Here is a 26,486-nt window from a genome sequence, read left to right on the forward strand (position 1 = left end):
TTTACGAACTAAGCCTTAAAGATAAGCGCCACACAATGAGCCGCAATACCTTCACCGCGCCCGACAAAGCCGATATGCTCGGATGTGGTGGCTTTAATCGAAATATCGTCCTCGGGAATAGCCATTACATCGGACAGACAGGTTTTCATGGCCGGGATGTGCGGATTGAGTTTCGGTTCCTGCAAAACAACCGTCACATCGACGTTCGAAATCTCGTAACCCGCACCGCGCACCATGCGAAGTACCTCGGCCAGCAGCAGTTTACTATCCACTCCTTTCCAGCGCGGGTCTTTGTCGGAAAAATGGTAGCCGATGTTGCGCATGTTTGCCGCGCCCAATAGTGCATCGCACAGCACGTGGCAAACCACATCAGCGTCGGAATGGCCTACGGGACCAAATGTGCTTGGAATCTGAATGCCCCCTAGCCAGAACGGACGTCCTTCTTCCAGGCGGTGAACGTCATAACCTTGACCTACTCGTATTTTCATAAGGGAAAGCCGTTTTCTCGTAAATACGCTTCGGTTCGAAGCAAAAAGTCAGCAGCTTGGTGAACGGCTGATTGAGCATCATCAAGCGTGATCTCAAAATCGATTTCGTAATCACCACCTTGCCGTAAATTAAACAACTCTGAAATCGCCACACTTATCGACTCCGCAAACAAGCCTGTCTTTATGAATTGCCTACGAAATTCGGTGTGCGCACCCGTATGTGTCTTGGGTATGGGATGATTGGTGAAGTGCAGCAGGGCCAAAATAGTATGAAACAATGAATAGTAAGCTCTATTGCAGGTACCATCAGGATAGTTTGCTGACAAGAGAGTTTGTGCTTCTCCCAAATCTTCATGGGCAGATACCATCTTTTTGAACGGCTTCATAAAAGGAAGTGTGCCCCCAGCGAGGGGGGAAAGACGGATATATCAACGTCATATTTCAACGATAAAGGACCACTAACTTGCGACATCAACCTGACTTCTTGGCCCGCTTTCACCTCCGGATCGTTCAAAACGACCAGATAGTCGACGTCGGACTCGGCATGGAAGTCGCCCCGCGCGTAGGAGCCGTACAGGATCACCCGGTTCAGGCGGTCGCCGTACAGTTCCGTGAGCGCTTGTTTGACTTCCTGCGACAAAGCGTGCAGTGCGTCGGGCGTAAGGGCTTTCGGTTGATAAGTCGTTTCCATAGCCGAGTCCGATAAGGGTGGTTAAGCCGCCCGGTAGTACAGTGTCGAAGCGTTGTCTTTGCGCAGCACATTACGCGCTGCGGCCTGAATGGAGTCGGGTGTGGCAACCTGTATGTGGTCGGCCTCCTGATTGATTAGGTCCGGGTTTCCGGCATTGGCCGCATAGGCCAGATTCATTGCCCGGTTGAGCAGTTCCACCTCCGAGAACGCAAGCGTCGCTTCGGCCTGGTTTTTTACCTTCGCCAGTTCCTCTTCGGATACGGCCTGATCAATAAACTCCTGAACGATACTTTCAACGGCAGCATCCGCTTCTTCAAGGGCGACTCCTTGGTTCAGGGTTCCTTGAATAACTAGTAAACCGGGGTCAATCGATGAGGTGATGTACGCACCAATGTTACTAAATAATGGGTTGTCGCGCAGTAGTTTCTGATACAAACGCGAGGATTTACTCCGGCCCAGCATATCGCTCAGCAAATCGGTGGCGTAAAAATTGGTATCGAAACGACCGGGCATGTGATACGCTTTGTAAAGTCCATTCAACGGAACTTTCGCCGAAGCTTCCAGTTTCCGGGCCTCGGTCTGAATGGGTTCGGCGGGCAGTTGGCGAATGTATTGCTCCCCCGCCGGAATGGGTTCGAACCACTTGGCACAAAGCTGTTTGACCTGTTCAACCGTTACATTGCCCGCTACAACCAGAATGGCATTGTTGGGCAGGTAATACTTGAAGAAAAAGGCTTTAACGTCGTCCAGCGTGGCGTTTTCAATGTGACTGATGTCTTTGCCAATCGTTGCCCAGCGGTAAGGATGTTCTTTGTACGCGAGCGGACGCAGCTTGAGCCAGACATCACCGTAGGGCTGGTTTAGATACCGCTGCTTAAATTCTTCGATGACCACTTTCTGCTGTACATCAAGCACTTGTGGATCGAAAGAAAGGCTCAGCATTCGGTCCGATTCGAGCCAGAAAGCTGTTTCCAGATTAGCCGCCGGGAGGGTGATGTAGTAATTGGTAATATCGGGGCTGGTAAACGCGTTATTCTCACCGCCTACCTTCTGCAACGGTTCGTCGTAGCTCGGTATGTGCCGCGATCCACCGAACATCAGGTGTTCGAACAAGTGAGCAAACCCCGTGCGGGATGGATCTTCATCGCGGGAGCCAACATTATAAAGAATATTAACAGCCGCAATCGGCGTCGATTCGTCTTCGTGAACAAACACCCGTAGGCCATTGTCCAGCACAAATTGTTCGTAGTGAATCATGGATAAAACTTTTGCGTGTAACCGTTACTTGACAACACGCTGTTAACAAAAGTACGTTCCTGCTTGTATAGAATCAAACGCTTATTCGGACCACCAACTATACTGAATTTTGAAAAAGGCCTTTTTACTTGTTCTGCTCATCTTGCCCCTGTTTGTACGCGCTCAGGTTTTAACTGACCCTAGCGTGCAGCAAACGATCCTCCAGGCGATGGATAAGATCTACAATTGTGAGTTTAGCGAAGCGGACGGTCTGGTTCGGCAAATTCAGACGCGCTATCCGCAGCACCCGATTGGGCCTATCCTGCGGGCTACTCAGCTGGAGATTCAATACCTACCGCTTCATGAAAACAAAGCGGCTACGGCTCAATTCGTTCAGGCAGCTGATCAGGCACTTGGTCTGGCCAAGAAAATGCTCGATAGAAATGAAGAGGACCCCGAAGGAATCTTTTTTGCCCTGACTGCGCATAGCTATCTGGCTTCCCTGCATAACAGCAAAGGCGAATCGGTGAAGGCCGTCGGGGAATCGAAAAAAGCGTATAGTTTTCTGAAAGAAGGCTTCGGGCTGGTCAACAAAAGCCCTGATTTTTATTTTACGTCCGGCCTCTACAACTACTACATCGAACGCTACCCGATGGATCATTCAATTGTGCGACCGTTTATGTTTTTCTTTCAGGACGGCGATATGGAGCAGGGACTGAAACAAATTGACATAGCCTCTAGAAAAGGAATCTTCATGCGCCCGGTTGCCAATTACTATTTGGCGCACATTTACATCAAGCACGAAATGAATCCAAGCCGGGCCACGACGTACACCAAATACCTGACGGATAAGTACCCAAACAACCCGCTGTTCGGTATGATCAATGCCGAAGCGTTGCTATTAGCCGGACGGTATGGTGAAGCCCGTCCGTATGTGCAGCGGCTCAAGCAACAATCGAACAAGCTGGTGCCCCTGGCGGTCAACACTTTCGACGGAATCTTAGCCGAGTACGCTGACAAAAACGATAAGCAGGCTGCCCAATACTACGAGGCTGCGTTGAAATTACCATCCAGCGAGTCGTATACCAAAGAATACCACGCCTTTGCCTATGCCGGTATTGCGCGCATTGCCGCCCGCGCTAACGACCGTAACCGCGCTAAACAGTTTTACAAAAAAACCTTGGCCGTTGCCGAATACAAAGCACTGATTCGGGAGGCCAAGGCGTATAATTAAGCGGGGTCATTTGGCTTGATTAGCCTGATCCTTTTCTATGACAAAACAAATCAGGCTAATCACTAAAATCACGCAAAGCCGGGTTAGTAATCGACTTCGAGGTTTAGGGCTTTTCTTAGTTCGTGGAGAGCTGGGTTTTTCTCGGCCATATAATTAAATTTATCCAGCGAACTGTAAATCATCTTCTTGACTTCCTGCACCTGCACCGTGTGTTCCAACTGAATCTGGCTGTTCTGTAGCTCTCTGCGTAGATAACCTAGTAGGTCTGGTCTCAACTCCGTCAGGAATCCGACTTGCAGCGTGTTGTCCAGCGTTAGGCAAATCGTCGTACCGTTGAGCGTCAGCTCCCGGTTAAGAACCACCTGCTCCGACGTAATGTCGTTCTGCTGTCGGCGGAGTCGGGCAAACGTCGCCCAGGCATCCTGCAATTCTTCCAGCGTAAACGATTTGTCGGGCCGGGCCGGAGCCGTTACGACAGTTTCTTCTGGCGTAGCAGCCGAAGCCTGAGCCGGACCGCTTGTGAGCGCAACCGTAGAACGAAGCCGACTGGTAGCCGGTCGTGTTGGTGGCGCTATCTGTGGCTTCGCTGGTGCAGTAACCGGTGGGGCCGCTACTGCAGTGGCTACCTCGCTTTTCGCGCTGGCATAACCGTTTCCGTTGGGCTCGGCGGGAGCCTTTCCGTTTGTGCCGTTCGTTGGTAGTCGGTAGTCATGGACCGGCTCGCTCGTGATCGGTTGCGATTCGGTTAGCTGACTGCCGTTGTCAGACGAGGGCTGGGGAGGGCTGGGTATCGGTTCGGCGTTTTTTTTTTCGGAAGATGCCTGTTCAGCGATCCCATTGTCGGCGGTTTGCGCACCATTGAGCGGTAACTCAGGCAACGCTTCCCAGTTGAGCAGATTCCGAAGATTAGCCAGCTTCATCAGCCACAGTTCGGTGTGTAACCGCTGATCTTTGGCTTGCTTGTAGTTCATGTCGCATTGCCCACCCAGACTAAGCGCCGATAGCAGGAACGACATGGGAGCCCGCGCTGACTGGTCGAGGTACTGCCGCCGTACGCTTTCCGTTACCTGCAACAGCTGAACCGTCGCGTTGTCTTTACAAACCAGCAGATCGCGGAAGTGACGACACAGACCAACGACGAACTGGTGGCCATCAAAACCCTTGCGCAGAATTTCGTCTACCGTCAGTAAGCTCTGGGGCAGATTGCCCGCCAGCAACAGATCCGTCAGTTTGAAGTAATAATCGTAATCGAGGATGTGCAGGTTGTCCAGCACCTCCTTATAGCGAATCACCCGATCCGCCGAGAACGTCACGTTCAGGTCGAACATCGACAGCGCATCCCGAAGGCCGCCGTCCGCTTTTTGGGCGATCAGGTCGAGCGCTTCGCTTTCGGCGGTGATGCTTTCTTTCTGCGCAATCCTTGCCAGATGGTCCGCGATATGCTGCGGCTGAATCCGGTTGAAGTCGAAAATCTGACAGCGGGATAAAATCGTCGGCAGAATTTTGTGCTTCTCGGTCGTCGCCAGAATAAAAATTGCGTAGGAGGGCGGTTCTTCCAGCGTTTTCAGAAAGGCGTTGAAAGCTGCCGACGAAAGCATGTGCACCTCGTCAATGATGTAAATCTTGTACTTACCCGACTGGGGCGGATACCGAACCTGATCGATCAGGTTCCGAATATCTTCGACGGAGTTGTTCGAAGCCGCATCCAGTTCATGAATATTAAAGGAAGCACTTTGGTTGAAGCTCACGCACGACTCACAAGTGTCGCAGGCTTCGCCCTCGGCAGTTAAATGTTGACAGTTGATTGTTTTCGCCAGAATGCGGGCGCAGGTGGTCTTGCCAACCCCACGCGGTCCGCAAAACAGAAATGCCGACGCTAAGTGGTTCGTCTTGATGGCGTTCTGAAGCGTAGTGGTGATATGCTCCTGGCCGACGACGGTGTCGAAGGTGGCAGGGCGGTACTTGCGGGCCGAGACCACGAAATTTTCCATACTCAAAGTTAACAAGGCGGGGGCGGATTTCAAACGGCGGTTAGGGCAGTTCGGTGCTTAAATCGTGTGCGAATTGGTCCGTGAGCACTTAGTTGCCGTTTTTAATTTTCTCAAAAGATAACGGTCCGAAGCGCCGTGCCGATGCAAATACAATTGTTTATAGGTTTATTTGCATTTTAGGCTGTAGTAGGTGGTGTAACGATGAGAAGTATCCGTAAGCTGCGACAGGTTGTACGTCTTGGACTAGGCGCTTTGCTGCTGGCGGGGTGTACGCAACGGATGGACACCGACCGTTCGCTGACATTCTGGTGCTCCAACAACGCCGGAGAAATTGCCTTTGCGAATGAGTTTGTCCAGCGCTGGCAACAGCAGCGACCCGATAAGCCACTGCGCTACCAACCCATTCCCGAAGGACAGTCGAGCGAAGAAATTATTCTGGCGTCGGTTGTCGGAAAAACCACGCCCGACATATACGCCAATATGTGGCAGGGTAGTGTCGAGATGTACGCTAAAGCCGGTGTGCTGGTGCCGCTGGATACGCTGAAAGGATTCCGGGAGTTCATAACGGCCCGGTGCGATAGTGCCGTTATTGGGGAAATTACCTCGTCGGATGGGCATATTTATCAGGTGCCCTGGAAAGTCAACCCGATTATGTTGCTGTTCAATACGCGTCTGGCTAATGCGCTCAACGGGCAAAAGCCACCGTACACCTACGCGGGCTATCTCGATGCGGGCAAACAAATTCAGCGCGACAACAACGGCGATGGCTACGTTGATCAATGGCTTGGCTACACAGAGGTCAAAGCGATCTGGTACGAACGACTGTTCAATTTTTACCCGCTGTATCTGGCCGCTTCGAACGGTGCTCCGCTGATCAAACGAGACGCCAACGGACGGATGCGGGCCGCCTTCGATAATCCGTCCGCCGTTGGGGTGTTTCGATTTTTGCAGACCTTGTACCGCGACAATTACTTTGCCCGTGAGCGACTATCGGCCACCCGCGATCCGTTTATGGCGCAGCGCATTGCGAGCCAGTTCACCGGTCCCTGGACAATTGGATTTGTGGAGAAATTTAAAGATCCCGGCTTTGAATACGGTACGTACACAATGCCTGTCCCCGATACTCACCAGGGACCGATTTACACGTATGGCGATCCGAAAAACATTGTGATTTTCAACACGTGCCGCGATCCACAGGCTGCCTGGGAGTTTGTCAGAACACTGGTTGACAAGGCTGGCGATTTACGACTTATGGAGTTGACCGCTCAGTTTCCGCGCCGGAAGGCTATCGACAGCGATCCTTTTTTTAAGGTTTTTCTCGCTCAGAACCCCCGCCTGGTGCCGTTTGCCCGACAAACGCGCTATATTAAAGGTGTAGATAACAGCGAGGTGATTGTCGAAGTGTTCGATATTATTTCGCAGGAGTACGAAGCCTGTGTCATCTTTAACAAAAAAACGCCCGAAGCGGCCATCCACGATGCTGCTGAAGCGGTCAACGTCTTATTAATGAGTGAATAAGTGAACGATTGGCCGGGACTTGGCCTAAATTTTTCATTCACCAATTGCTGCCTATGAAAAAATGGACGCCTTACCTGCTCGTTGCGCCTTACATCCTGCACTTTATGGTGTTTGTCCTGTTTCCGGTGGTGTTCTCGGTCGTGCTGACGTTTCACAGCTGGAACATCATTGCGCCGATGAAATACGTCGGGTTGGCGAACTACACACACGTATTTCAGGATCGGTTGTTCTGGCAAGCCGTCTGGAATACGCTTCGGTTTCTGATCGTTCATATTCCGTTGCAGATTATCGTCGCGTTGGGGCTGGCCGAACTGTTGAACCGAACCGTGAAAGGCGCGTCGTTTTTCAGGGCGGCTTTCTTTTTGCCCGTCATTGTGTCGGGCGTGGTCGTCACGATTTTGTGGCAGCAACTGCTTAGTTTCAATTCGGGAATCCTGAACCGCATGCTGACCGCCTTAGCCTTACCACGTGTGGCCTGGCTCGACGATCTGGCAATCGCCATGTATTCGATTGCGGTAATGGCTACCTGGAAAAACGTCGGTCTTTACATCATCCTGTTTCTGGTGGGTTTGCAGTCGGTGCCCACGCAGTATTACGAAGCGGCTGATCTGGAAGGGGCGTCGAACTGGCAGAAATTTCGGTATATCACGCTGCCGATGATCAACCCGACGATGTTTACGGTGGTGGTTCTTTCGACCATCGGCGGCTTTTCGCTTTTCGTTGAACCGTATATCATGACCCAGGGTGGCCCGATGAACACGACGCTTTCGGCGGTGATGTACATTTACCGGCAAGCGTTTCAATATTACCACATGGGTTATTCGGCCACGCTGGGCTTTTGTTTCGCCTTGATTATTCTAATGGTGGTCGTCCTTCAACGGCGGTATGTCGAGCAGGAAGTCTAGCGTGTTTCGGTCAACCGGCTTCCTAAACGGAAAATCATAAACAGTAACCTTTAAACGAAAGGCATGTCTTCTTTTTTGCGGTATGGTCTTCTCATGTTGGCGGCATTATCGTTTATCTATCCGTTTATCTGGATGGTTAGTGCATCGTTGTCGTCGGAGCGGGGATTGAGCGAGATGACCTTACTACCCATCGGCTTCACGCTTAGCAACTACGCCACCGTATTCACAAAGATTCCGCTCGACCGGGCGTTTCTGAACAGCGCGTTCGTAGCCCTGCTGACAACGGGTTTGGTTTTAGTGTCGGGAGCGATGGTCGGCTATGCGCTGGCCCGGATGGAATTTGTTGGGCGAAGCCTGATCTTCTACCTGATCATTTTTACAATGACGTTGCCGTTCCAGATCACGCTGATCCCGAATTACATCACCATGGTTCGGTTCGGCTGGGTCGATACGTATCTTGCGCTCATTGTCCCGTTTGCGCTTAATTCCTTGTCGATTCTCTTGTTTCGGCAGGCGTTTCAAAGCTTACCACAGGCACTTATCGACGCTGCCCGCATCGACGGAGCCGGGGAGTTACGAATCATTTTTCAAATCCTGGTGCCGAACGTACTACCGACGGTCTTGACCATTACCATTTTGACATTCATGGGCTTGTGGAACGAAGCGTTGTGGCCCCTGATCGTTATTCGTGATGAAGAAACGATGACCATGCCGCAGTTGGTGACACTGTTTTCGGTGGGCGGACGGGCCGAAGGGCAGTTAGGCGTTAAGATTGCCGCTGCCGTTATGCTGGCCATTCCGATCGTGATTTTGTACCTCTTTTTTCAGAAACACTTTATCCGGAGCATGGCGTCTTCGGGTTTGAAAGATTAATTCATGCGCTTATTCTTACTCGTTCTGCTATCGTTTGTCTCGGCGGACCTGATCGGGCAGCGTTCTGTTGGGCAGCATCCTGTCGGGCAGCGCTCTGTCAGGCGGCAAGCCGTTGCCCGGCGTCCGTTTCCGAAGCGGTACGTGAATGTCAGTCACCTCAATCACCTGTACCAGCCGTTTACCCTGGCTAACGGTACCGAAGTTGGAACGGTATTTATTTACAGTGAAGCCCCGACTTACACGCTGGTGGCCGACTCCGATGAGGGGTTTACCTGCGTGGACGACGTGGCGCGGGCGGGTCTGTTTTTGCTCCACGAACCGGATCTGCCGACGGACACCGACAAGCAGAATAAATTGATGAAACTGACCGAAATGGTCCTTCAGATGCAGGCGACGGAACCGGATAGCGTTGCCGGATATTTTTATAATTTTCTATTCAAACGATCCGTAGAGCCGATCAATAAACGATTTCGCACCAGCGTGGCCAGTCCTAATTTCTGGTCGTGGCGGGCGTTCTGGTTTTTGACGGAAGTCTACTCGTACTTCCATAGAACCAGCCCGGCGCTGGCCGACCGTATTGAGCAGGCTAACCAGCGGTTACAGGCGGTTATGCTGCGCGATTTTGGCAGTAAGCCACGCACGTTTGTAACAGTCCGAGGAGTTCAGGTTCCTACATGGTTACCGTTTGGATCTGGTTCGGATCAGGCGGCTATCATGCTGCTTGGCTTGCTGAACCGCTACCAGCAGAAACCCGATTCAGCTGTAGTTCACTTGATTGAACAGCTTGGCGACGGTATTGTGGCGATGCGGCAGGGTGGTCCGGGGCAGTTCCCGTACGGAGCTATTCTAAGTTACGAAAATAACTGGCACGCTTACGCCAGTGATCAGTCGTATGCCCTGCAACGCGCCGGAAAAATCCTGAATAAACCGGAGTGGCAGGCCGTAGCCCGCCAGGAGATTAACAACTTTTACCCTTACCTGCTGAAACAAGGATTTCTCGAATCGTTTGAATTGAAACAGGTTGGTAACGAACGTCGGTTGTTCAAGCGGGGGCAGTTCCCGCAGATCGCCTACGGCATACGACCGATGATCTGGGCTGCTCTGGAAGCCTACGAGCAGACTAAAGAAATGAAATACGCCGATCTGGCTGGTCGATTGTCCAGCTGGTTTCTAGGACGGAATGCTGCCAAAACGCCCCTGTACGATCCGGCGACGGGTAGGGGGTATGACGGTATTATATCGGCGGGGAAACTCAATCGCAACTCGGGAGCCGAATCGACCATTGAAGCACTTTGGGCTTTTCAGAAACTTGAACAATACCCGGCTGCGATCAAGGCGTTGGAAAATTATAAATAGGACGAAATTACAGGTATGGCCGAAGTTATACTGCGTCACATTGCCAAAGCCTACGCCAGCGGGCCAAAGGTGATCAAAGACGTTTCGATAGACGTAAAGGATCGGGAATTCGTCGTGCTCGTTGGCCCATCGGGTTGTGGTAAATCGACACTATTGCGGATGATCGCTGGTCTGGAAGAAATAACCGACGGTGATTTGCTGCTTGACGGACAACGGATTAACGACCGCCCGCCGAAAGATCGCGACATTGCGATGGTGTTTCAGAACTACGCCCTGTATCCGCACATGACCGTTTTTGATAACATGGCGTTTGGGTTAAAGCTGCGCAACCTGGCGAAGGACCAGATTCGGCAGCGCGTCACGCAGGCGGCTAAAATTCTGGAAATCGAAAATTTGCTGGACCGAAAGCCTAAAGACATGTCGGGTGGGCAACGGCAGCGGGTTGCGATTGGCCGAGCCATTGTGCGTAATCCGAAAGTGTTTTTGTTTGATGAGCCACTTAGCAATCTGGACGCCAAACTACGCGGCCAAACTCGCATTGAATTGCAAAAGCTCCACCGCGATCTTCAGGCGACGATGATTTACGTGACGCACGATCAGGTGGAAGCCATGACCCTCGGCGACCGCATTGTGGTGCTTCGGAATGGTGATGTGATGCAGTACGATACCCCACTGACGCTTTATAATCAACCCGCTAACCTATTTGTCGCGGGGTTTATCGGGACACCACCGATGAATCTTCTACCTGGTCGGATAGTGAGTAGCAACGATAAACTGTTCTTCGAAAGCGCAGGGGGTAGCGTTCAACTGGATCTCGAAGGGATTGCTCAGGCCAATGCGCTGAAACGATACGAAGGCCGCGAGATCGTGTTTGGCATCCGCGCCGAAGCGATTCATCTTCAAGTGGAGGGTTCGTCTCCTGATTCTCAACTACCCAACATGGGCGTAACAATTGAGGCTGTCGAACATATGGGAAGCGAGATTCTGATCTATTTTACCGTTGAAGCGCGTCGACTGGTTGCTAAGTTACCAGGAACCACGTCTGTAAATTTTGGTCAAACGGTACAGTTGAGCTTGGCTATTGACAGCGCACATTTTTTCGATGCACAAACCGAACTGGCGATACGCTGAATGATCTAGCCTGGGCTTTCTCTTCGCTCTCTGTACTAACGGAGCTACTACGTATGAACTACGATTAGTTTCAGGATGGTTGTTCGCGTGACGTTGAATAATAGCGCAAGGTAGCGAAGGCGCAAAGCAACGCTATACCCGCTAAGCCACCCGCCAGCAAACCAATGGTCGGAGCCTGAACGTACGTTAGCGCGTGACCAGCTACGTACGATCCGGCAATGTCCGACAAATTGACGAAGGCCATATACGTTGTGAACTGAGAGCCTTCAACACCGGGTCGGCAGATGGCCATCAACACGGGCATGGCAGCCACGCTAATGCTGGGGTCCATAAAATACAGCGCGACCAGACCGGTTTGCGCCAGCGTCGGTTTACTCCACAGCGCGTCAATTAGGTTGAAGCCAATCAAATAGACGGTCACCATCGCGAGGACGATAATAAGCAAACGGCGTGGGCCAATGCGGTCGGCAATATAACCCCCGATCAGGGCTGCAGCCGTAGCGACTAGCATACCATACGTACCGGTCAGGAGTGAGACAGACGTATCGGCCCAGCCCAGCCGCTGGATTAAGTGGTAGTTGAACGCGCGCGAAAAAAGACTGACGCTTACGTAAGCCGCAGCCGTCGCTCCGAACAATAGCAGACTTCGTTTCGAGAACAAGCCTTTGAATAATTCAGTAAACAACCACCGAAAATCGTGGTCGGGTGTTACTTGCTGTTCATCAACTGGTTTGAACGACGCTGGAACAGCAATGTTCCCAAAGGGCAGCAGCCGATCCCCTGGTTTCTCCCGGATGAAACAGGTTAGTATCGTCAGGGTCAGGAGGCAGAGGGACTGCGTGAGAGCGGCATCGAAAAAGCCGTAATTGCGCAGTATCTGCGAAAAGACAGCGGCTCCTACGCCCGTCCCGATCAGGAAGCCACCCCGCATAAAGGCGTTGACACGCCCTCGTTCGTCGTCCGGGATAACCGTAATGGCCATCGCGTCAACGCTGGCGTCCTGAATAGCCGCAAAAATACTATGGCCGAAAAAGACCCACCCAAGGGCTTGTATTTGCGTCAGTGGATTATGGATGGAAAGAATTCCCAACGATGCCAGAAAGGCCATGAACTGTGCACCAACCACCCACGGTTTCCGCCGACCCATCGCTGAACCCTGGTACCGGTCAATAAGGGGTCCCCAGACAAACTGAAATGCCCAGGGCAAACCGACAACAGCGGCAAATGAGCCAATGGCTGCCGGTTTTATGCCTTCCGCCGTGAGGTAATTGGCCAGGGCCGTCAGCGAAAAACCGGCTGGGATGCCCTGCATGACGTACAGATAAAAAAAGACAAAATAGCGTAGTGGGCGGCTCCTGCTTAGCGTCAACGGATAAGAAGAGGAGGGTAGCATAGAGATCATACAGGAGTGGCATTTCGCCAACGTATAAGGAAGGTTCAAGAGGTAGATGTATATGACTGACCGATTAATAATAATGTTTTCATGGTTGCTGAAACTATATCAAAAAAAAACCGTTATTCTATTGCAAGACACAGAGAAACTCTCTAACATTGCTCCGCGTTTCCAACGCAACACCGATGGCTAAGCTCGTATACATACCGACCTTCTTCCATACTACGCCATTTCGGTTTAGGTCCGAAAGGACTACATCATTTTGTTTGCCTATGTGGTAAACCTTTCCGTCTTTTTCTCGTTTTATTCATCTTAACAAACAGCACGGATTACGCCGTCTCCGTTTGCGGTTAACTAACCGCCGTATTAATGACGATGATTACGCCCGAAGTAGTAAACGATCAATATATTGTTCAGGTCGCCAACGAAAATCACCTGCGGTTGGCAGAGACCATTTGCCGTGAAATGGAAGAAAGCGCGAAAGCCCGTGGAACGGGTATCGCTAAGCGCTCACCCATTTACGTTATGGAGAAAATGCTTGAAGGAAAAGCAATTATCGCCATGACGCTGTCAGGTGAATGGGTTGGATTTTGCTACATTGAAACGTGGGAGCACGGTAAATTTGTTGCCAACTCCGGCCTGATTGTTCATCCTGAGCACCGCAAAAGCGGGATTGCTACGCGCATCAAAGCGAAAGCGTTTGAACTGTCCCGAACGATGTTTCCGGCGGCCAAAATCATTGGCATTACTACCAGCTTGGCCGTGATGAAAATTAATTCCGATCTGGGCTATCATCCGGTGACACTGAACGAGTTACCAGGCGATGATGCTTTCTGGAAAGGATGTTCAAGCTGCACGAATTTTGATATTCTGACCCGTACGGGCCGCAAGCATTGCCTGTGCACGGGAATGCTTTACGATCCCGAAGAACATAAGAAAGAAGAGAAAAAAGAGAAATGGAATTTTCTCAAAGAATCAAGTCTATACGAACGTTGGATGCGCATCAAGAAACGTATTTTACTTCGCATAAGTCCATCGGAGCGTTCTCGTGGCCGCAAAACGGAACGCGAGCTGGAAACGGCATAACGAACCGATAACGATTAAAGATAGAAGCCCTCAACGACCTAGTTGGGGGCTTTGCTGTTTTACAGGAAATCAAAAGTCAAAGATCGGTATGTTGGCGAAACCAGTCGAACGTCTGCCTGACCGCGTCCCGAATCGGGGTTTGTTGCAAATCCAGTGCTTGAATTGCTTTCGTAACGGTAAAGTAGTGCTTGTCATTAGCCACACGAGCCATGGCCCCATTAAGTCGAGCCGGTCGGCCAAACAAGCGATAAGGCAGTTCGCTTAATTGACCAATTAGCGAGGCCGCTATCGGTGGAATGGACAATGCGGGCGGGCTAACGTTTGTTTCATCGGCAACCAGTGAGAAAAACTCGCGATAGCTTAGATTCTCGTGGCCGAGAATGTACGACTGCCCCACTGTTCCTTTTGTCAACGCATTGACGGTTGCCTTGGCTACGTCCGTGACGTGAACGTAATTTTTGCCACCGGCGGGAATACCCACCATCTGTCGTCGAAAGAGGGCCAGCAGTAAGGCGTTGGATGTAACTCGGTAATCCAGCGGACCAAGCATAAATGTCGGATGGACGAGTACCGCAGGTAGTTCATCGTTACGAACAGCGTCGAGGACCAGGTCCGTGGCGGCTCGTTTACTATCCATGTAATCCAGACCGTAGCGCGCACCCGCGTACGGAGAGTTCTCGTCACCAGGCTTACTTCTGGAACCGAAGCCAAAAACGTTGGCCGTGCCTACAAACACCAACCGTTCCACATTGGCCTGTATAGCAGCGGCCAGAACAGCCGCTGTCCCTCCGATATTAACGTCGACTACTTTCCGCGAACGGGCCGGATTGACTTGCGCTAAAGCACCGGCATGGATCACGTAATCGCAGCCATAGGTAGCGGCCCGGACATTGGCGGCTTCCCGAATATCACCCGTCCAGATGTCTACTGGCAAACCGTCGAGTGCCCGATTGTCGCTATCCCGGCGAACAAAAGCGCGAACGGCATAATTACGGTGGAGCAATTCACGACATAAATGTCCGCCTAAAAAGCCGTTTGCACCTGTTAGTAATACCGTTTTCATACGCTCTGTCCTTGCATGACGTTGCAAAGTGCTCAACTCTACTTACGAGATAGTGAATGGATGAGATTGCTTTGACGACTCTGTCATGTATCGGATGAGTAATAATAACACTAATTACAATAGTAAAGCCCATTAAGAGCCGAGATTAAATAAAAAGGTCTTCATGCGTAGCGCATAAAGACCTTTCTTTATCTATCACCTGTTTTTAGCGATTCGTTGAAATGGTTAGATTAGGGGCTCTGGTTCCGGTACCGCCTACTACACCTCGCGCAATGAATGTATAAAAACGACCGGCATACGGCTGGATGGTGTAGGCCGTTCCTACAACGGTTGTGGTGCCTGTCAGTCTGAGCTGAGCGGGTACAGCGGTGGTCGCGAAGGCAATCGATGGGATCGCTGTGAAGGCTGCACTACCTTTCAAAGGAGCAATGCCCGATGCCACCACGACACCGTTAATCGCTAAATCGTAGGTAGCGCTGGCATCGGCCCCTGATACAAAGTTAATGAGCCGGACGTACGCTTTCGTGGGGTCAGCAGCGGTAAGATTGTCGGTGAGTACTAAGCTGTTGTACGTTGGCGAATTTCCGTAAAAAAACACAGAGGTGTACGTATTATCCTGAACGGTAAGATCTGTCGTCGCCAACGTAGCGTCCGAACTAGCCGTTGTACTGGCGGGAGCGACAGCGCGTACTTTAGCCGTACCCGGTGTTATGGTTGCGTAATCCTGGTTTGGAAAAGAATTCGTGTAACTCAACGGAAGCGACGTGGCCGGGGGCACCGTATTGACACCCGAAAACTTTTGATCGTTTACGTAGATATCGATACCCGCAGCATCGGGGGCTAGGTGATAGAATTTCACCCGGGCGCCCGTTGCGGGAGCTACTGAATTCAGGAAGTTCGCTTCATCGCCACAGGCGAGCAGGAGCAGGCCAGCGCTAACGAGCAAAAGTGTTGTTAGAATAGATCTCATTGATGGACGGGGTCTTTGGGTGCTTGTGTGCTGGCGGTTCCTGAGAACCGCCAGCATCGTCTTTATTTCAGAGAAAACCACTGTTCGACAGTGTGATAATCAATTGCATTACCGCCGTATTTATCCAGTGAAGCCCGGTTCCAGACATACTCGGAATTGTAGCGGGGCCGCACCCGATACACCAGTTTACCGTTGTTGTCGGGATAAAGCTGCTCGGTTGATGGGGGTGTAAAACCGGTATAAACACTTGATGAGTAGTGATACCGACGCAGATCTACCCAACTTTCGATGATCCCGTGACCGACCAGCGCCAGGTACTTTTGCAGCATAATATCATTGATCTTCAGCGCGCTGGCCGATTGCGCTACGGCGGCACTCGCCAGATACTTTGCCTTGTCGGCTCCGGATACAGCCGCGTAGTCGAGGGCTGCCCCGATGCCCGCCTGGTAGGCGCTTAGTGCTGTTGCTTTGTCGCCCTTGATAAAAGCGGCTTCCGCTTTAATAAACTGAATCTCGGCGTAAGTCAGGATTGGGAATGAAGCGCCGTCTCGGTAGATGTACTTACCGGGTGTTGTGCCCGATACAACCAGGTTAGCCACTTCGCCCCAGACCGTTGGAATGCGCTTCGTATTGTTATTTACGTTGTTTGGGTCACCCTGTGTTACGGTTACACCCCTGTATACACCATCGGGAGAGGCCGATGTTAGAATCGACTGACGAGGATCGACTACACCGTTGAAAACACGACCGTCCAGCAGGCTCACCAGAAAATCAGTTTGCCGATAGGTACCCAGGTTGCTGCGGGAAGGACCAAAGAAATTAGCCAGCGATGAGTTGCCCCCTGCGGTAAACGGTACGTTGAAGTTGTCGGCATTGCTGGCCAGCGACTTGTTGCAGAAGTCAATAACCGCATCCGGGTTGTAGGTGCTTTTGTTGCTGAGGTGGTTGGCATTGCGGGCCAGTACACCATACACAAACTTAATCCATTTGCTGCGGTCGCCACCGTAGGCCAGATCACCCCGCGCCAGCGATGCCTGTGAGACGGCCCCATCGGTGCGGTTAAGATCCGTCAGTGCGTCGTTGGCTAACTGACGAACGTACGCGTAAACTTCCTCCTGCGTGTCGTAATCGAATACGTAGCGGTTAGGCTCGAAGGCTTGTTTCAAGATCATTTCGCCGTGGTAATCGGTCGTTGTCTGCCAGCTCCAGGCAAAGATCGCTTTGGCCGCTCCGCTGTAGTCCCATTTCTGTTTAGCCTTGGCATCGTCCAACACCAGACGAATATTCTCGCCCAGGTTCCAGTAATGCGTCCGCCAGATGTTACCGGCATTGTCGGAACCCGGTGCGTAACCCATCCGGTCCCAGGTATCATTGGCCGTAGCTTCGCCCCAGTTCTGAATGTATTTGCCGATAAAGCGCGAATCGAACTGTTCGCCGAAGGCCATATTGGCAAACATAGGCGGCAGCAGAACGTAACCCTCAGCAACCTGTGGATTGGAAGGATCACGGTTTATGTCGAGGTATTTTTCACAGCTACTGAGCGTAAACAAACCCAGTAAGAGTGTGAGTATTGTGATTCGTTTCATTGATACTAGAAGATAGGTATGATAGATCAGCAGGAGACCGCTTCTAACGTGTATGGGCGACCTCATGCGTTGTTTCTAATTAGAATCCAATCCGGAAACCGGCAGACAAACCGCGAGGAACAGACAGTGTACCGTAGTCGATACCTCCCGCGCCAACGCCCCCGGAGGTTGCCGTTGTACCGTTTACGTTCGGGTCAGCGCCCGTGTAATTGGTCAGCAGGAATAGATCCGTACCGTTCACAAAAACGCTGGCCTGCTTAAATACCTTATTGCCATTCAAAAGCGAAGAAGGTAGTACGTAGCTGATCGTCACATCGCGCAGCCGCAGCCAGTTGATGTCTTTTTCGACGAACTCCGATTCGGGAATCGAGTTGTAATAATCGGCTGAGCGAAGAGATGGAATAACCTGTATCGTGTTGGCCGTTGGCGCGTCGGTATCTTCTTTGCCGTCGCGTAGCACGCCTTTGAACGTTACGGGTGTATCGCGGTCGAGCGATTTCTTGCTTAAGCCATTCCGCCAGAGGTACATCGCTGTACCATTGAACACGTCGCCCCCTTTCCGAATGTCGAGCAGGAACGACAGGCTCAGCGATTTGTACCGGAACGAGTTTGTCAGACCAATCGAGAAATCGGGGTTCCGATCGCCGATGGGCAAGAAGTTCGTGTTGGTGATGGGCAATCCGTTGAGCGGATTGATCAGGATGTCGCCGTTTTTGTTCCGCGCGTAACTGTAGCCCCCAATCGCTGTAGCCGAACCGCTGCCCCGTTGATAGTAGTCGAAGTTGTAGCTTCGGTACGCTGGGTTGGTACTGGGGAAATAATTCGGCAAGTTGTTGACAAACGCACTAGAACGAGCGTTCAGGTACACCCAGGTGTCGGAGTTATAATATTCCGGTACGTCAGCGGGCAGGTTTTTTACGTCGGTGTTCAACTTCGTAAAGTTCAGAATCACGTCCCAGCCATAATCGGCTTTCTTAATCGGCGACCCTTTCAATTGCAGCTCAATCCCCTGGTTATTGAACGTACCGCCGTTGAGCAGCCCGAAGATGTAGCCCGTGCCGTAGCTCAGCCGTTGCGTAACGATCTGCTGTGACAGCGTTTTGTTGTAGTAGGCAAAGTCAAGACCGAACCGACCGCCCCAGAACATCAACTCGGTACCGAATTCGTAGCTTTCGCCCCGCTCTGGTTTTAAGTTTGGGTTGCTCCCGTAAAAACCGTAGGCAAAACCACCGCCCGTTGTCGTCTGCGGAACCAGCGTCGAATTAACCTGATACGGTGGTGCATCGCGTCCGGTTTGTCCGTAACTGGCTCGTAGCTTACCGTAGTAGAATGTGTTTCCCCGGTTTTTCAGAGCAGGCAGATCCGAGAAATTGAAGGCCAGGGAAGCGGCTGGGTAGAAGAAGCTCCGGTTGGCAGCTGGTAGCGTCGACGACCAGTCATTACGTCCTGTCAGGGTCAGAATTAGCAAGTCGTCGTAGTTCAGCGTCAGACTTCCCAGCACGCTCTGCAAGCGCTGCATGGTCTGTGTGTATTTGTTGCGTTGTGTAGTCGGGTCTGTATTGTTAACCGAATTAAAGTCAGGCAGATACAGCTTTTCGCCGTACGCCGTCGTAACCTTGTAGTTACGGTCATCGACGGTAGTACCCAATAGTAGCGATGTACTCAGCTTGCCGAAGTTTTTCTTCAGCGTGGCCAGGAAGTTAGCGTTCAGTAGCTGGCTGTTTTCGAGCGCATTTTCAACTGACCCTCGGGTCGAATAACCGCCGAGCGTTACGTCGGTTCCCTGCCACGATTCAGGACTCAGAAACAAATTGCTCTGAGTCGAATAAATGTCCGCTCCGAAACGCCCTGTCAGGCTTAACCACGCCGTCGGATTGTAATTGAGCTGAAAGTTGCTGATGGTCCGGTTTGTAATATCGCCGTTTCTATTCTTGTTGACCGAGAAGAAGGGGTTGTCCGCTTCGCCCTGGTTGATACTTCCCAGCAAAATCCGTCGTGTTCCATCGGGGTTCAGGTAATTGGTGATGTCGTCGTTGGCTGGCCAGCTCAACAGACCCAGCAAAAAGCCGTTATTTCCGCGAATGGCCTTGTCAACCTGCGTATTTACGTAGTTGAACGAACTCATCACGTCTAGCTTAGGCCCAATTTTAGCCGTTCCGGTTAGTCGTACTGACAGACGTTTGTAGCCGGTAGTGGGTACTACGCCCGATTGATTGGTGTAATTGGTCGATAAGCGGTACGTTGCGTTGTCACTTCCCCCTTCGATACCCAGATTGTGAACCTGCGTAAACCCCTTTTTGAAGAAGCTCCGCACGTTGTCATAAATGGGCGCATCAGCTGCGTATCTTGGACCGAAGTACGTCGTCGCGTTTGCGTTGCTATAGCTTTGTGTACCTCGTCCGTATACAGTTTGCGCTTCGGGAAAACGATATACTTCTGTGCTCTGAAAGCGGTTGTCATACGTTACGCGACCGGGACCTTTCGTTCCTTTTTTCGTTGTGATAACAATGGCTCCCGACGAGGCATCGATACCGTAAAGAGCGGCTGCTTCGGGGCCTTTGAGGACCGTAATGCTTTCAATGTCGTTAGGGTTAATGTCAGCCGCCCGGTTCAGGTAATCGTTGTCGCGGTTGGGCCGGTTCGACACCAGCGCGCCTTGATTAAACGTGCGGTTATCAATGGGTAGACCGTCTACTACGAATAAAGGTTGGTTGTTGCCGCCAATCGAGCTGGCACCCCGCAGTTGAATCGAGGCCGATGCGCCGGGGGTTCCCGAGGTGGTGGTCATGGTCAGACCCGCCACGCGTCCCTGCATCCCGACCAGAAAATTATCGCGCTGGGCATTGGAAATATCGGCACCCTTTACTTCGCCAACCGAGTAGCCCAAATTGCGTTTTTCCTGGCGGATACCCAATGCCGTTACTACAACTTCGTTTAGTTCTGACGACGATTCTGCCAAACTAACGTCTACCTGATTCTTGGAACCAACGTCAACGGTTTGGCTTATCATACCAATCAAGCTGACAACCAGCGTTGCGTTTGGACCGACCGAGATTTTGTAATTCCCGTTCCCGTCCGTTGTCGTTCCCCGGCTTGAGCCTTTAACCTGGATGTTTGCTCCGGGTAATACTGTACCATCGGTGGCTGACGTGACCTTCCCCGTGATCATCCGATCTTGGGCATAGGCACCTGTCATCACTGATAACCCAATCAACAGCAGCAAGAAACTGCGTATAAATGATTGCATAAGCAGAAAAGGTTAAGAAAATAGTAAAGAAAATTACCTCAAAATTGACCTAAAAAAGACAAAGACGCAACTAACTGGTAAGAATTGGCTTACAGAAATCTTTTTTTGACTTATATAATGAAAAAATAGACTTTCATCTTTATCGGTAATTTTACTTAATATGTATTTGGTAGAATTTTATTGCGTATAAAAATATTAAATCAGAATAATATTTGATTTTTTAAGTAGTTATCTATCTTTGTTGCGTTGGTGTTTATGCCTTTAGGCAAGCTTTGCGAACAGATTTATAACTGACTGATCGCAGACTATGCCGCCAATTAATCAACGTATTCATACATAGTTTCAACATCCCTTTTGTCTTACTATCAACGCTCACTTATGTCAATCAACCGTCGAGACTGGCTCCGCGCCAGTGTATTATCGGGACTAAGTCTGGCTGCTGCTCCGGCTGCCTTCTGCGAACCAGAATTAGAAGTACCTGCGGGCTACGCTCCCCCCAAAAGTGGTGCATTGAAGGCGCGGCTTTCGGCAAACGAGAATCCGTATGGTCCTTCGCCCAAGGCGCTTAAAACCATCACGGAAGCGGCTCCCGATGGATACCTGTACGCGATGGAGTACGCCCGGCAATTTCGCAAGATGGTAGCTGATACAGAAGGCGTTCCGGAGGAGTATGTGTTACTGGGTGCTGGCTCGGGTGAGTTGCTGACGGCGGCTGCGCTTTGGGCAGCTTACCGACCAAATGCTGGTCGCACGATTGTTGCCCCCGATCCGACGTTCGATGCGCTACCTCGTTCGGCGGTAAAGCACGGCATCACGATGGATCGAGTGCCGCTCGTGGCTGCCGATGGGTACGACATCAACCTGAACAAGCTGAACGAACGGGTGGGGAGCCAGACCGGGATGGTTTACCTCTGCAATCCTAACAACCCAACGGCCATCACCGTAGACCCTGCCAAACTACGGGCCTTCTGCGAAGCTGTAGGAGCCAAAACGCCGATTCTGGTTGACGAAGCCTACATCGACTATACTCCCGACCCAAAAGCCTACACGATGGTGGATATGGTCAAGAAAGGGAGCAACGTCATTATTACCAAGACCTTCTCGAAAGTACACGGTTTTGCTGGTCTGCGGACGGGGTACATGATTGCCAAGCCTGAGCTACTGGAGCAAATCAGCAAGTTTGCGACGGGGGGGGGCTGCCTGAGCATGACTACCTTGCGGGCAGCCATGGTTAGCTTACAGGACAAAGATTTTATCAAATTCTCGCTGGGAAAAACGCAGGAGTCAAAAGATTATCTCTACGGTGTGTTAAAGCAGCATAACTATGAGCCGTTGCCGTCGGGCGCGAACTTCGTTATGTTCCCAATTCGGATGAAGGGCGAGGATTTTGTTGGTCGCATGATGGACCAGGGCGTAAGTATCCGTCAATGGAAATTTGACGGGCAATATTGGTGCCGGGTTAGTCTCGGGACGATGGACCAGATGAAATCGTTTGCGGATGGTTTGAAAACCATCTCGTAGCTAGTAGATACAACGAAAGGCTGGAATCGAGAAGGAGGCATAACCCTCTTCCTTGATTCCAGCCTTTTCTATAGTCTGACACTTAGTATTTATAATCGATTCCCATTTTTTTCGCCATATCCGCAAACATCTGCGGATCGAAGTCGTCGGCGCCGGGAGCGTTGAGTTGCGGTTCTTCGTCCAGATCGGGTGGTGTATGGCCGGGAATAGCTCCTTCGATAACGACACACTCCTGCCCATCTTCCGGGTGCGGACCATTCCAGATCAGACCCGCCTGCTTGTAATCGTTCTGGCTGAAGGTATACAGTTGCAGGTGCAACTTTTGCTCCATGAATTTCTTCGCTTCTGGAAACTTGTCATTACTCAAGTCCGGAATGGGCAGCAATTTAGTCACCTCCACACCAGTCAATTTCTCCAGCGCTTTGGCGTAAGCAACTACGTGCAATCCTCCCCGAACCAGCAGATAACCGACCATCGTTCGGGCCGTTGGGGTATCGACCATTTCGTAAACCCGCATTTTGTTGGCCCGCGCTCCGCACTCCAGAAAGAAATTGTGCAGTAAGTCCAGCTTGAGATTACCGCTGTTGAACACGTTTTCACCAGACCAGAATCGTCCCATCGAATCCATCGGAAGGGCTGACTGACCACTGGCAATGAAATGGCTTGTGTTACGCGCATCCACACCGTTCGCCAGTGGGGTCGTCGTCGGGTCCATACCTCGTTTGCTGGTACCTGTCAGCAGCAGGTTGGTTGTGTAAGCTACGACTTCAATATGCCCGTATTCTTCCCCGGCAATACTACAGATCAGATCGTAGAAAGGCCGCAGCTTCTTCCGACCCCGAAAATTGAACGACTGAAACGTGTAGTTCATCAGGGTCGACATCTCGCCAAACTTGCCACCCAGTAATTCTTGAACAGCCGCTGCGTTATTGGCAGAGGGATTAGTGGGAACTGGTAGCTCGATAGGGAGCTGATCCATTTTTAGAATCATAGCCTTGTGGTTTTAGGGAGCGATTTGCTTTCCTAAATACCAACCCAATCTATAGAGATTAGTTAGATTAAACGGTTAATGAGTGAAGGTTGTAAGTAAACGGCCTTAAACCGAATAATAATCAGCGTTTTACAAACAATATGGGGTGTTACGCGTTTGGCTCGCTTTTTACGAGGGTTACCGGTTTAGTAGGATCAATCCGGAGCCAGAGCAGGGCGCTTACCAGCAGACAACCCGAGATCATGAAGAGTGGGTAATTGAAATTCTTTGTTTGCTCGACGATGATGCCAAACAGGATGGTGATGAAAAAGCCACCCAGTTGCCCGGCAAAGTTCATGGCACCGGCCACAATACCTGCGTTACGCTGCCCGATATCGACGCATACGGCAAACGCAACGGGTAACGCCAGATCTTTGAGCAATACACACAGAGCGAGCAAGTAGGCGGCTGTTTGGTTATTGGTGGCGAGTCCAGCCAGCAGAAAGAATAAACTCGACAATCCCAGGCCACCGATACCGACGACCCGACGCCCGAATTTCAATCCGTAATGTTTGCTCAGTAAATCGCTCAGCGCGCCACCCAGCAGGCAGCCTACAGCACCCAGGAAATAGGAGAGCGAGATAAACGTCTTTGTGTCGGATTCGGTCAGGCCACGACCTTCCTGAAAATAAACCGACGACCAGTTCGTAAAAAAGTACGATCCGTAGAAGAACAGGTGACACATTAGCATCAACGCCCACAGGTCGGGGTTTCGCAGAATCGCTTTCCAGGGAATCTGGTGATCCGAATATTTGATCTTACGCCCCTTCTCAATTTCCCGAACTTCTTCGTCGCTGATTCCAGGCTGGGCCGCTGGTTCATCGCGGAAGGAAATAAACCAGCCAATCGCCCACAAAACGCCGACAACACCCAGCATAACAAAAGCCCAGCGCCAACCCGCCCAGTGTACCAACGGGATGACAATCAACGGCGTCAAGGCCCCGCCCAATCGTCCGGCAGCCCAGATAACCGACTGCGCCCGGCCTATCTCAACAGTTGGAAACCAGCGGGCAATGACGATGGATGCGTTGGGATAGGCACCGGCTTCACCCGCACCGAAAAGAAATCGAATTACCAGAAGATACAGAAAGTTGAAGGCCGTACCGGTAAGTGCCGTAAAAGCCGACCACCACACCACCACTCGTGTCAGAACCCGGCGCGGACCAATCCTGTCTCCGAGAGAACCCGTTGGCATTTCAAACAAAGCGTAGGCCAATGAGAACGCGCCTAGAATGTAGCCAAATTGTTGGTTATCAAGATTTAAATCGGCTTTGACGTATTTGCTTACCACGTTCATACAAACCCGGTCGAGGTAAGTAATGGTAGATAGCAAGAACAGGCCGCTCAGCACACGGTGACGGAACTTCATGAATAGATCGATGTAGGTTAAGTTTATTAGGAGTTACAAAGCTATAATTTCGGTTGAGATTAAAAATACTTACCGTTGGCTACCGTATTTTTACAGCATGTCAACTGTAACGATTGCCCCACTCGCTGAAAGCCTCCCTGCTTTCTTAGACGCTAACGATTTTTCGGCCATTGCTGTCATCGCCGACAACCATACCTTCCGTTTCTGCTATCCCGACCTAAAAGCGGTGCTACCCAAGCACACACTCGTTCGGATCAAGGCCGGGGAAGAACAAAAACACATTGCTACCTGTGAATTGATCTGGGATGCATTGACGCGCGCTAATTTTGACCGTCATGCGTTGGTCATCAATCTCGGTGGCGGTGTTATTGGGGATATGGGCGGCTTCTGCGCGGCTACTTACAAGCGCGGTATTGCCTTCGCGCAGGTTCCTACAACGCTGCTCTCGCAAGTTGACGCCAGTGTCGGCGGTAAACTCGGTATTGATTTTCGCGGTTTTAAAAACCACATCGGGGTATTTCAGCAACCCAATACGGTACTGATCGATACGGCGTTTCTGGCTACGCTGCCCGAACGCGAGCTTCGTTCGGGCTTTGCCGAGATTATTAAACACTGTCTTATTGCCGATGCGGCCATGTGGGACGAAATTCGTCGGCGCGATCTCGACGAACAGGACTGGTCGGCTCTGGTCGCTCACTCGGTTGCGGTAAAGCAGCGGGTAGTGGAGCAGGACCCGACGGAGAAGGGACTACGTAAAATTCTGAACTTCGGCCATACGCTGGGTCATGCCGTCGAAACCTACTTTTTGACCCAACCCCGGAAGCGGCTGTTACACGGTGAAGCCATTGCGGTGGGTATGGTCGCCGAAGCGTACATCGCTTTTCACAAAAAGATGATCGACGAAAATTTGCTGACTCAAATCGAAGAATACGTGTTTGCCGTATATGGAAATATCCGACTAACTGATGCAGACATTGAACCGATTCTGGCGCTTACGTTGCAGGACAAAAAAAACCGGGGAAATCAGGTTCGCATGGCCCTGCTGGATGGACCCGGCAGTTGTGCATTCGATGTGTCGGTTACCGCTGCCGAAATGCGCCGTGGGGTCGAGTTTTACCGGGGGGTAAATAAGCATTAAAATTTGGCAATATCCAGTTGCTTACCAAACATTTACGATTATATTTGGGTTCGACCAGAAGATTGATTCCGCTACTAATTATTCCTAGTATTTCATTGAAAAAACTTTTACGAGCTGGTGTATGAAAAAGTGCGTTGGTGTTTTGTTTGTACTAGCTATTGTGGCTATGGCGGGCTGTTCGCCCAGTAGGTTGTTTGTGGAGCATGATTATAGCTACGAGGGCCATTTCAAGAACTACGAATCGTTTAATTTTTTAGAGTGTGAATTTGTCGATTCAACGTTGCTTTGCTCCGATATCCAGGATGCAATCCGTCACCAGATGGAAGCACGTGGCTACCGGGTCAGCAACCGCAATCCGAACCTGCTAATCTCGTATAACATCTTCCGTTCCGACCTGCGGTTCCGGGGCTATCAACAGCCGGTTATCAAAGACTGGGTGGTTCGGGAAGATGATGATGCAACGTACAAGCGTATTGATTACAACCTGGATGAAGGAACATTGATGATTTCGTTGATCGACGCAGAGTCGTATCAGGTTATCTGGAAAGGCTACGCGTCGAAGATGATGCGTAATCCGAACTTCAAGAATAATTATTTCAAAGGGATCGTTCGATCTATCTTCGACCAGTATCCTTTGATGGCAACGGTGAAATAAGCAAC

22 protein-coding genes are annotated in these 26,486 nt (G+C 51.1%); 10 read left to right on the forward strand and 12 right to left on the reverse strand.

The window, feature by feature from the left end:
• Window positions 1-8 precede the first annotated feature (8 nt).
• The 4 genes from ispF to LQ777_RS03815 are packed head-to-tail and all read right to left on the reverse strand — an operon-like array spanning window position 9 to window position 2,436.
• Window positions 9-488, reverse strand: coding sequence for a 2-C-methyl-D-erythritol 2,4-cyclodiphosphate synthase (gene ispF, locus LQ777_RS03800; protein WP_232561194.1), 480 nt, complete (start codon window positions 486-488; stop codon window positions 9-11).
• Complete coding sequence (locus LQ777_RS03805) at window positions 485-874, reverse strand: HEPN domain-containing protein (RefSeq protein ID WP_232561195.1); 390 nt, start codon at window positions 872-874, stop codon at window positions 485-487. Before LQ777_RS03805 ends, ispF begins: the two co-directional genes overlap by 4 nt.
• Window positions 871-1,179 carry a nucleotidyltransferase domain-containing protein gene (locus LQ777_RS03810; protein WP_232561196.1) on the reverse strand — a complete coding sequence of 103 codons (309 nt, stop codon included), beginning with the start codon at window positions 1,177-1,179 and terminating at the stop codon, window positions 871-873. The genes LQ777_RS03805 and LQ777_RS03810 overlap by 4 nt, the downstream gene beginning before the upstream one ends.
• A 21-nt stretch (window positions 1,180-1,200) precedes the next feature.
• Window positions 1,201-2,436: a M16 family metallopeptidase gene (locus LQ777_RS03815; protein ID WP_232561197.1), complete on the reverse strand. Its 1,236-nt coding sequence runs from the start codon at window positions 2,434-2,436 to the stop codon at window positions 1,201-1,203.
• Window positions 2,437-2,545: 109 nt separating this feature from the next.
• Between LQ777_RS03815 and LQ777_RS03820 the strand changes: the two genes are divergently transcribed.
• Window positions 2,546-3,649, forward strand: a complete 1,104-nt coding sequence (locus tag LQ777_RS03820; RefSeq protein ID WP_232561198.1) for a hypothetical protein — start codon at window positions 2,546-2,548, stop codon at window positions 3,647-3,649.
• An 83-nt stretch (window positions 3,650-3,732) separates the two neighbouring features.
• Here LQ777_RS03820 and LQ777_RS03825 read toward each other — a convergent pair whose 3' ends face one another.
• A complete protein-coding gene (locus LQ777_RS03825) occupies window positions 3,733-5,640 on the reverse strand; it encodes a DNA polymerase III subunit gamma/tau (RefSeq protein WP_232561199.1) in 1,908 nt (635 codons plus the stop codon).
• A 201-nt stretch (window positions 5,641-5,841) separates the two neighbouring features.
• Here LQ777_RS03825 and LQ777_RS03830 point away from each other — a divergent pair, with 201 nt between their 5' ends.
• The 5 genes from LQ777_RS03830 to LQ777_RS03850 all read left to right on the forward strand — a co-directional run bounded on the left by LQ777_RS03830 (window position 5,842) and on the right by LQ777_RS03850 (window position 11,423).
• Window positions 5,842-7,158, forward strand: coding sequence for an extracellular solute-binding protein (locus tag LQ777_RS03830; RefSeq protein WP_232561200.1), 1,317 nt, complete (start codon window positions 5,842-5,844; stop codon window positions 7,156-7,158).
• A gap of 53 nt (window positions 7,159-7,211) precedes the next feature.
• The gene (locus LQ777_RS03835; protein ID WP_232561201.1) at window positions 7,212-8,063 is read left to right on the forward strand and encodes a carbohydrate ABC transporter permease; all 852 of its coding nucleotides are present in this window, start codon (window positions 7,212-7,214) and stop codon (window positions 8,061-8,063) included.
• A gap of 63 nt (window positions 8,064-8,126) precedes the next feature.
• Complete coding sequence (locus tag LQ777_RS03840) at window positions 8,127-8,936, forward strand: carbohydrate ABC transporter permease (protein ID WP_232561202.1); 810 nt, start codon at window positions 8,127-8,129, stop codon at window positions 8,934-8,936.
• Between the two features lie 3 nt (window positions 8,937-8,939).
• Window positions 8,940-10,292, forward strand: a complete 1,353-nt coding sequence (locus LQ777_RS03845) for a hypothetical protein (RefSeq protein ID WP_232561203.1) — start codon at window positions 8,940-8,942, stop codon at window positions 10,290-10,292.
• Between the two features lie 15 nt (window positions 10,293-10,307).
• Window positions 10,308-11,423 (forward strand): ABC transporter ATP-binding protein, encoded by a 1,116-nt coding sequence (locus LQ777_RS03850; protein ID WP_232561204.1) that lies wholly within the window; start codon window positions 10,308-10,310, stop codon window positions 11,421-11,423.
• Between the two features lie 70 nt (window positions 11,424-11,493).
• Here the strand turns inward: LQ777_RS03850 and LQ777_RS03855 are convergent, their stop codons facing one another.
• A complete protein-coding gene (locus LQ777_RS03855) occupies window positions 11,494-12,825 on the reverse strand; it encodes an MFS transporter (protein WP_232561205.1) in 1,332 nt (443 codons plus the stop codon).
• A 366-nt stretch (window positions 12,826-13,191) separates the two neighbouring features.
• Between LQ777_RS03855 and LQ777_RS03860 the strand changes: the two genes are divergently transcribed.
• The gene (locus LQ777_RS03860) at window positions 13,192-13,902 is read left to right on the forward strand and encodes a GNAT family N-acetyltransferase (RefSeq protein WP_232562792.1); all 711 of its coding nucleotides are present in this window, start codon (window positions 13,192-13,194) and stop codon (window positions 13,900-13,902) included.
• A gap of 76 nt (window positions 13,903-13,978) precedes the next feature.
• Here LQ777_RS03860 and LQ777_RS03865 read toward each other — a convergent pair whose 3' ends face one another.
• From LQ777_RS03865 to LQ777_RS03880, 4 genes are all read right to left on the reverse strand, one after another.
• Window positions 13,979-14,965 (reverse strand): NAD-dependent epimerase/dehydratase family protein, encoded by a 987-nt coding sequence (locus LQ777_RS03865; protein ID WP_232561206.1) that lies wholly within the window; start codon window positions 14,963-14,965, stop codon window positions 13,979-13,981.
• Window positions 14,966-15,170: 205 nt separating this feature from the next.
• A complete protein-coding gene (locus LQ777_RS03870) occupies window positions 15,171-15,935 on the reverse strand; it encodes a DUF4397 domain-containing protein (RefSeq protein WP_232561207.1) in 765 nt (254 codons plus the stop codon).
• Between the two features lie 62 nt (window positions 15,936-15,997).
• On the reverse strand, window positions 15,998-17,521 hold the full coding sequence (locus LQ777_RS03875; RefSeq protein ID WP_232561208.1) for a SusD/RagB family nutrient-binding outer membrane lipoprotein: 1,524 nt from the start codon (window positions 17,519-17,521) through the stop codon (window positions 15,998-16,000).
• A gap of 79 nt (window positions 17,522-17,600) precedes the next feature.
• A complete protein-coding gene (locus LQ777_RS03880) occupies window positions 17,601-20,768 on the reverse strand; it encodes a SusC/RagA family TonB-linked outer membrane protein (protein ID WP_232561209.1) in 3,168 nt (1,055 codons plus the stop codon).
• Window positions 20,769-21,146: 378 nt separating this feature from the next.
• Here LQ777_RS03880 and LQ777_RS03885 point away from each other — a divergent pair, with 378 nt between their 5' ends.
• On the forward strand, window positions 21,147-22,289 hold the full coding sequence (locus tag LQ777_RS03885) for a pyridoxal phosphate-dependent aminotransferase (RefSeq protein WP_232561210.1): 1,143 nt from the start codon (window positions 21,147-21,149) through the stop codon (window positions 22,287-22,289).
• Window positions 22,290-22,371: 82 nt separating this feature from the next.
• Here the strand turns inward: LQ777_RS03885 and LQ777_RS03890 are convergent, their stop codons facing one another.
• The gene (locus LQ777_RS03890) at window positions 22,372-23,280 is read right to left on the reverse strand and encodes a manganese catalase family protein (protein ID WP_232561211.1); all 909 of its coding nucleotides are present in this window, start codon (window positions 23,278-23,280) and stop codon (window positions 22,372-22,374) included.
• Window positions 23,281-23,428: 148 nt separating this feature from the next.
• Window positions 23,429-24,688, reverse strand: coding sequence for an MFS transporter (locus LQ777_RS03895; protein ID WP_232561212.1), 1,260 nt, complete (start codon window positions 24,686-24,688; stop codon window positions 23,429-23,431).
• A gap of 97 nt (window positions 24,689-24,785) precedes the next feature.
• Between LQ777_RS03895 and aroB the strand changes: the two genes are divergently transcribed.
• Both aroB and LQ777_RS03905 read left to right on the forward strand, forming a co-directional pair.
• Window positions 24,786-25,826 carry a 3-dehydroquinate synthase gene (aroB, locus tag LQ777_RS03900; RefSeq protein ID WP_232561213.1) on the forward strand — a complete coding sequence of 347 codons (1,041 nt, stop codon included), beginning with the start codon at window positions 24,786-24,788 and terminating at the stop codon, window positions 25,824-25,826.
• Window positions 25,827-25,947: 121 nt separating this feature from the next.
• Window positions 25,948-26,481, forward strand: coding sequence for a DUF4136 domain-containing protein (locus LQ777_RS03905; RefSeq protein ID WP_232561214.1), 534 nt, complete (start codon window positions 25,948-25,950; stop codon window positions 26,479-26,481).
• The last annotated feature ends 5 nt before the right edge of the window (window positions 26,482-26,486 follow it).

Origin of the sequence: Spirosoma oryzicola, from assembly GCF_021233055.1 — a bacterium.
Taxonomy (GTDB): Bacteria; Bacteroidota; Bacteroidia; order Cytophagales; family Spirosomataceae; genus Spirosoma; species Spirosoma oryzicola.

Bases quoted from the DNA above. Each gene is read 5' to 3' on its own strand.
- ispF (WP_232561194.1), bottom strand. From the start codon at position 488: ATGAAAATACGAGTAGGTCAAGGTTATGACGTTCACCGCCTGGAAGAA.
- LQ777_RS03805 (WP_232561195.1), bottom strand. From the start codon at position 874: ATGAAGCCGTTCAAAAAGATGGTATCTGCCCATGAAGATTTGGGAGAA.
- LQ777_RS03810 (WP_232561196.1), bottom strand. From the start codon at position 1,179: ATGGAAACGACTTATCAACCGAAAGCCCTTACGCCCGACGCACTGCAC.
- LQ777_RS03815 (WP_232561197.1), bottom strand. From the start codon at position 2,436: ATGATTCACTACGAACAATTTGTGCTGGACAATGGCCTACGGGTGTTT.
- LQ777_RS03825 (WP_232561199.1), bottom strand. From the start codon at position 5,640: ATGGAAAATTTCGTGGTCTCGGCCCGCAAGTACCGCCCTGCCACCTTC.
- LQ777_RS03830 (WP_232561200.1), top strand. From the start codon at position 5,842: ATGAGAAGTATCCGTAAGCTGCGACAGGTTGTACGTCTTGGACTAGGC.
- LQ777_RS03835 (WP_232561201.1), top strand. From the start codon at position 7,212: ATGAAAAAATGGACGCCTTACCTGCTCGTTGCGCCTTACATCCTGCAC.
- LQ777_RS03840 (WP_232561202.1), top strand. From the start codon at position 8,127: ATGTCTTCTTTTTTGCGGTATGGTCTTCTCATGTTGGCGGCATTATCG.
- LQ777_RS03845 (WP_232561203.1), top strand. From the start codon at position 8,940: ATGCGCTTATTCTTACTCGTTCTGCTATCGTTTGTCTCGGCGGACCTG.
- LQ777_RS03850 (WP_232561204.1), top strand. From the start codon at position 10,308: ATGGCCGAAGTTATACTGCGTCACATTGCCAAAGCCTACGCCAGCGGG.
- LQ777_RS03855 (WP_232561205.1), bottom strand. From the start codon at position 12,825: ATGATCTCTATGCTACCCTCCTCTTCTTATCCGTTGACGCTAAGCAGG.
- LQ777_RS03860 (WP_232562792.1), top strand. From the start codon at position 13,192: ATGATTACGCCCGAAGTAGTAAACGATCAATATATTGTTCAGGTCGCC.
- LQ777_RS03865 (WP_232561206.1), bottom strand. From the start codon at position 14,965: ATGAAAACGGTATTACTAACAGGTGCAAACGGCTTTTTAGGCGGACAT.
- LQ777_RS03870 (WP_232561207.1), bottom strand. From the start codon at position 15,935: ATGAGATCTATTCTAACAACACTTTTGCTCGTTAGCGCTGGCCTGCTC.
- LQ777_RS03875 (WP_232561208.1), bottom strand. From the start codon at position 17,521: ATGAAACGAATCACAATACTCACACTCTTACTGGGTTTGTTTACGCTC.
- LQ777_RS03880 (WP_232561209.1), bottom strand. From the start codon at position 20,768: ATGCAATCATTTATACGCAGTTTCTTGCTGCTGTTGATTGGGTTATCA.
- LQ777_RS03885 (WP_232561210.1), top strand. From the start codon at position 21,147: ATGTCAATCAACCGTCGAGACTGGCTCCGCGCCAGTGTATTATCGGGA.
- LQ777_RS03890 (WP_232561211.1), bottom strand. From the start codon at position 23,280: ATGATTCTAAAAATGGATCAGCTCCCTATCGAGCTACCAGTTCCCACT.
- LQ777_RS03895 (WP_232561212.1), bottom strand. From the start codon at position 24,688: ATGAAGTTCCGTCACCGTGTGCTGAGCGGCCTGTTCTTGCTATCTACC.
- aroB (WP_232561213.1), top strand. From the start codon at position 24,786: ATGTCAACTGTAACGATTGCCCCACTCGCTGAAAGCCTCCCTGCTTTC.
- LQ777_RS03905 (WP_232561214.1), top strand. From the start codon at position 25,948: ATGAAAAAGTGCGTTGGTGTTTTGTTTGTACTAGCTATTGTGGCTATG.